8 protein-coding genes are annotated in these 5,105 nt (G+C 66.4%); 1 reads left to right on the top strand and 7 read right to left on the bottom strand.

Annotation, left to right across the window (positions count from 1 at the left end; translation table 11 throughout):
• Positions 1-133 precede the first annotated feature (133 nt).
• The 5 genes from leuD to ACYPYD_RS09165 form a co-directional block, all read right to left on the bottom strand.
• Positions 134-733, bottom strand: coding sequence for a 3-isopropylmalate dehydratase small subunit (leuD, locus tag ACYPYD_RS09185; protein WP_036530247.1), 600 nt, complete (start codon positions 731-733; stop codon positions 134-136).
• Positions 733-915, bottom strand: coding sequence for a hypothetical protein (locus ACYPYD_RS09180; protein WP_036530245.1), 183 nt, complete (start codon positions 913-915; stop codon positions 733-735). The genes leuD and ACYPYD_RS09180 overlap by 1 nt, the downstream gene beginning before the upstream one ends.
• An 18-nt stretch (positions 916-933) precedes the next feature.
• Entirely contained in the window at positions 934-2,382 is a 1,449-nt protein-coding gene (gene leuC, locus ACYPYD_RS09175) for a 3-isopropylmalate dehydratase large subunit (protein ID WP_459662876.1), read from the bottom strand.
• A 216-nt stretch (positions 2,383-2,598) separates the two neighbouring features.
• Complete coding sequence (locus tag ACYPYD_RS09170) at positions 2,599-2,862, bottom strand: hypothetical protein (protein ID WP_008832914.1); 264 nt, start codon at positions 2,860-2,862, stop codon at positions 2,599-2,601.
• Between the two features lie 102 nt (positions 2,863-2,964).
• A complete protein-coding gene (locus ACYPYD_RS09165; protein WP_008832915.1) occupies positions 2,965-3,327 on the bottom strand; it encodes a hypothetical protein in 363 nt (120 codons plus the stop codon).
• Positions 3,328-3,541: 214 nt separating this feature from the next.
• Between ACYPYD_RS09165 and ACYPYD_RS09160 the strand changes: the two genes are divergently transcribed.
• Positions 3,542-4,057 carry a sterol desaturase family protein gene (locus tag ACYPYD_RS09160; RefSeq protein WP_459662875.1) on the top strand — a complete coding sequence of 172 codons (516 nt, stop codon included), beginning with the start codon at positions 3,542-3,544 and terminating at the stop codon, positions 4,055-4,057.
• A 124-nt stretch (positions 4,058-4,181) separates the two neighbouring features.
• Here the strand turns inward: ACYPYD_RS09160 and ACYPYD_RS09155 are convergent, their stop codons facing one another.
• Positions 4,182-4,541 (bottom strand): YbaN family protein, encoded by a 360-nt coding sequence (locus ACYPYD_RS09155; RefSeq protein WP_069709069.1) that lies wholly within the window; start codon positions 4,539-4,541, stop codon positions 4,182-4,184.
• Positions 4,528-4,938, bottom strand: a complete 411-nt coding sequence (locus ACYPYD_RS09150; protein ID WP_036530240.1) for a SufE family protein — start codon at positions 4,936-4,938, stop codon at positions 4,528-4,530. The genes ACYPYD_RS09155 and ACYPYD_RS09150 overlap by 14 nt, the downstream gene beginning before the upstream one ends.
• Between the last annotated feature and the right edge of the window lie 167 nt (positions 4,939-5,105).

The raw sequence follows: 5,105 nt of genomic DNA, 5'->3' as shown, positions 1-5,105 counted from the left end.
AGAATCCTCCCTGTCGCGAAGCGATGGGGAGGGGGGCGGCCGCCGCAGGCGGGGGTGGAGGGGGAGAAGGCCCCTCCGTCAGCCCTGCGGGCTGCCACCTCCCCATTCCTTCGGAACAGGGAGGATTTTGCGGTCAGGCCGCCAGCACCGGGCTGGCAAGGAACGGCAGCGTTTCGCGTGCCTTGCCTTCGTAGGTCGAGATCGTGTCGCCCTGCGCCATCGTCAGGCCCACTTCGTCGAGGCCGTTCAGCAGGCAGTGCTTGCGGAACGGATCGATCTCGAACGTGAAGCGATCCTGGAACGGCGTGGTCACCGACTGCGTGTCGAGGTCGATGTCGATCGTCTCGTCCTGCGCCACTTCCATCAGGCGATCGATCGCCTCCTGCGGCAGGGCCACGGTCAGGATGCCGTTCTTGAAGGCATTGCCCGAGAAGATGTCCGAGAAGCTCGGCGCGATCACGCAAGTCACGCCCATGTCGAGCAGCGCCCAGGCGGCGTGCTCACGGCTGGAGCCGCAGCCGAAGTTGTCACCCGCGATGAGAATCGGCGCGCCGGCCCAGCGCTCGTCGGTGAAGACGTTGCCGTCTTCCAGCTTGATCGATTCGAACGCGCCCTTGCCGAGACCCGTGCGGGTGATCGTCTTGAGCCAGTGCGCCGGGATGATGACGTCGGTGTCGACGTTCTTGCGGCCGAACGGAATCGCCTTGCCGGCGACGTGGTTGATCGCCTGCATCAGTCCGTCTCGCTCGGGAAGTGCGGAGCCGTGTTGGTCTTCGGCGGCTGCGCGTCGGCCTTCTTGCGGTCGCTGCGGCGCTTCACGAAGAGCAGGGCAGCGGCGATGGCGGCCGAACCGATGGCGGCACCGGCGGCGATGGCGGCGCGGCCTGCGAGCGAGTTGTCGGAATCGTTGGACATGGGGGAGATCCTATCAGCTTAGGCCGGTTCAGTCATTGGCGCGAGGTCGCGCACGTCGGTCAGCTTGCCGGTGACGGCGGCAGCGGCGGCCATGGCGGGGCTCATCAGGTGGGTGCGCGCACCCGGACCCTGACGGCCGGTGAAGTTGCGGTTGCTGGTGGAGGCGCAGCGCTCCCCGGCAGGCACCTTGTCGGGGTTCATGGCAAGGCAGGCCGAGCAGCCCGGCTCGCGCCATTCCAGACCCGCATCGATGATGATCCTGTCCAGACCTTCGGCCTCGGCCTGCGCCTTGACCAGACCCGATCCGGGGACGACGATCGCCCACTTCACGTTGTCGGCCTTGTGGCGCCCTTTGAGCACTTCGGCGGCGGCGCGGATATCCTCGATGCGGCTGTTGGTGCAGCTGCCGATGAAGACGTTCTGCACTTCCACGTCGGTCAGCTTCGTGCCGGGCGTCAGGCCCATGTAGTCGAGGCTGTGCTTGACCGCGTCGCGCTTGGAGGCGTCGGCGAAGTCCTCAGGCGCGGGGACGACGCCGCCGATGCCGGAGGTGTCCTCGGGGCTGGTGCCCCAGGTCACGGTGGGCTGGATGTCCTCGGCGCGGATGAACACGGACTTGTCGTAAGTCGCGCCTTCGTCGGTCGCCAGGCTCTTCCACCACGCCACGGCCTTGTCCCAGTCCGCGCCCTTGGGCGCGTAGGGGCGGCCCTTGACGTAGGCGAAGGTGGTCTCGTCCGGCGCGACCAGACCGGCGCGGGCGCCGCCCTCGATCGACATGTTCGACACGGTCAGGCGGCCTTCGACCGACATCTCGCGGAAGACGTTGCCGGTGTACTCGATCACGTAGCCGGTGCCGCCGGCAGTGCCGATGACGCCGATGACGTGCAGGATCACGTCCTTCGGGGTGACCCCGGCGCCGAGCGTGCCCTCGACGCGGACTTCGAAGGTCTTCGACTGCTTGAGCAGCAGCGTCTGGGTGGCCAGCACGTGCTCGACCTCGGACGTGCCGATGCCGAAGGCCAGCGCGCCCAGCCCGCCGTTGCAGGCGGTGTGGCTGTCGCCGCAGACGATGGTGGCGCCGGGCAGCGAGAAGCCCTGCTCGGGGCCGACGACGTGGACGATGCCCTGTTCCGGATCGGCGTCGCCGATGTAGCGGATGCCGAACGAAGGCGCGTTCTTCTCCAGCATGTCGAGCTGCTGGGCGCTCTGCGGATCGGCGATCGGCACGCGATTGCCGTTCATGTCGCGGCGCGCGGTGGTGGGCAGGTTATGGTCAGGCACCGCGAGCGTAAGATCGGGGCGACGCACCGGGCGACCGGCGGCGCGAAGGCTCTCGAAAGCCTGCGGGCTCGTCACTTCGTGGACGATGTGCCGGTCGATATAGATGAGGCAGGTGCCGTCGTCCCGTTGGTCGACGACGTGGGCGTCCCAGATCTTCTGGTAGAGGGTGCGCGGTGCGGTTGTCATGATCAGGCGCGATTAGGCCCCGCCCTTGCGAAATTCAAGGGGCAGGGCGATTCGCTGCGCCCTTCGAATGAAATTTTCATTCAATCCGAATAGATCTGACGATCGATCGTTGCTGTTGCGAGGCGCTCGCACCGCCATGTAAAACGCGCCCGGTCCTTGCGGCCGGGCGCGTTAGGGAGTGTGCGGGCCGGAATTCAGGGTCACCGGCCCGGTCGATCAGTGGTGGCGACGATCGTAACGGTCATGGCGATCGTAGCGCGAACGATAGCGGCGGTCGTCGTGATGGCGGCGGTCATTGCGCCAGTAGTGCTTGGAAGCGCGGTGATGCTTCACGTAGCGCGGCGGGGCGTGGTGGCCGCGGCGCGCATGGTCGCGCTGGTCGTGGTGGTAGGGTGCGGCCTCGGCGACGGCAGGGGCCAGCGAGGCGCCGCCGAGCAGCGCGACGAGAGCGGGGGCGATGATCTTGGTCAGCTTGTTCATGGGGGGATTCCTGTGTGGGGGGATTGTTCTGCCGGGAGGAAAACCACGGGCTACGGCAAAGGCTGCCGGATTATTCCGCGACTTGGGGTTCCCGGTCGCCGATCAGCCGCGGCGGCGGTCGTAATCGTGGCGCTCCATCCGCAGCGAGGCGTAGACCTTGTTCACACGGTTGCCGAGGATGCGGGTCTCCTGCGCGGAGAGGCCGCCGCGCGAGTACTGGCCGTAGAGACGCTGGATATCGACGACATCGCGGCGCAGGCCCGAGGCTTCGCGCTGCGAGATCGTCCGGCGGGCGGCGGCGCGGTCGATATTGGCGCGCAGGCCCTGGATGTCGGAGCGAATGTCGTAGTGGCGAGCGGCCTGGACGTGGCGGTTCGGCGCGGCCTCGGCGATGCCGGGGGCGATGGCGCCGAGGCCGGTGACGGCGATCAGGGCGGGGGCGATGAACTTGGTGAACTGGCGCATGGGTCGCACTCCTTGCTGGAAACTGTTTTCGGAAGGTCGCTTCCGATGCATTCAGGATTAGGCTTGTGAAACTGAACGTCAGCTAGACGGCCCGTCGCAAGGGTGTGTGCAATTGTAAGAGAGTGTCGCAGCTTCAGTCGCGTCATCTCCGCCTGCGCGGGGATGACGGGATTTTGTGTGTGAAGAGACGCGTTGGCAGTATAAGGGCAAGGCCATGTCCGCCCTTGCCGCCGTCCTGATCGTCCTTGCCTCCGCTGCCGCGATGGAGTTCGTCGCGTGGTCGAGCCACAAGTACATCATGCATGGTTTCGGCTGGGCCTGGCACCGCGACCACCACGAGCCGCACGACAGGATGCTGGAGAAGAACGACCTCTATGCCGTGTTCGGGGCGGCAATCAGCATTTCCATGTTCGCACTCGGCTCGCCGATGGTGATGGGCGGAAGTGCGTGGTGGCCGGGCACGTGGATTGGTCTCGGCGTGCTGGTCTACGGCGTGATCTACACGCTGATCCACGACGGCCTGGTCCACCAGCGCTATTTCCGGTGGGTGCCCAAGCGCGGCTATGCCAAGCGGCTGGTGCAGGCCCACAAGCTGCACCATGCGACCATCGGCAAGGAAGGCGGTGTCAGCTTCGGCTTCGTCGTCGCGCGCGATCCGTCGGTGCTCAAGCGGGAACTGCGGGCGCAGCGCGAACAGGGCATCGCCGTGCTGCGCGAGGCGGTGGACTAGGTCTATCCTCCCTGTTCCGCAGGAATGGGGAGGTGGCAGCCCGCAGGGCTGACGGAGGGGCCTTCTCCCCCTCCACCACCGACTGCGTCGGCGCTCCCCCTCCCCGAGCAAGCTCAGGGAGGATTTATTCCGCCCGCGTCCAGATCCACGTCCCGATCGTCGCCAGCACCGCGAGGGGGATCAGCGCCCACATCTCGCCAGCGGTGAACCATACGATCGCGACGCTCAGGCCCATGGTCGAGATCGCCGCGATCTTGCCCTTGCGGCTGATCGCCCGCCGGTCGCGCCATTCGCGCAAGTGGCGGCCGTACTTCGGGTGTCGATAGAGCCGCTCCGCCCATTCCGGGTGGCTCTTCGAGAAGCATCCGGCGGCGAGAATCCAGAAGATCGTCGTCGGCAGCAGCGGCAGGAAGATGCCCAGCGTGCCGATCCCGACGAGGATTACCCCCGCCGTGATCCAGAGATATTTCCTAGCCCTGGGCATATCGCGCGGCAGTTTCCCGGATCAGCGCGATCATGTTGGGCACGCCCTGCGTCCGGTTGGACGAGAGCTGGTTGCGCAAGTCGAACGGTTCGAGCGCCGCCGCAATGTCGGTCGCGGCCACCGTCGCGGCAGGCTTGTCCTGCACCGCCGAGATCACCAGCGAGACGATGCCCTTGGTGATCGCCGCGTTGCTGTCCGCCAGGAAGTGCAGGGTGCCGTCCTCGCGCGCCATGGGATAGACCCAGACGCTGGCGGAGCAGCCGCGCACTTTGGTGGCGTCGGTCTTGAGCGCGTCGGGCATATCGTCCAGCTCGCGCCCCAGTTCGATCAGGAGGCGATAGCGTTCGTCGCCATCGAGGAATTCATACTCTTCGCGGATATCGTCCAGGTCACGCATAGACCCGGCATTTAGAGGCGGGCGCGGCGAGGGCAAGAGGATATTGCGAACATTTCGCAAAGGCCAACCGTCGTCCCGGACTTGATCCGGGACCGCTGGCGGTCTTTAGGTGAGCTTCATCGTGCAGGGCGCCCTGCCGAGAAAAGGGCTGTTCACGGCCAGCGGTC

It is taken from the genome of Novosphingobium sp. 11B (genome assembly GCF_054589055.1).
This window is presented reverse-complemented; position numbering and strand designations above follow the sequence as displayed.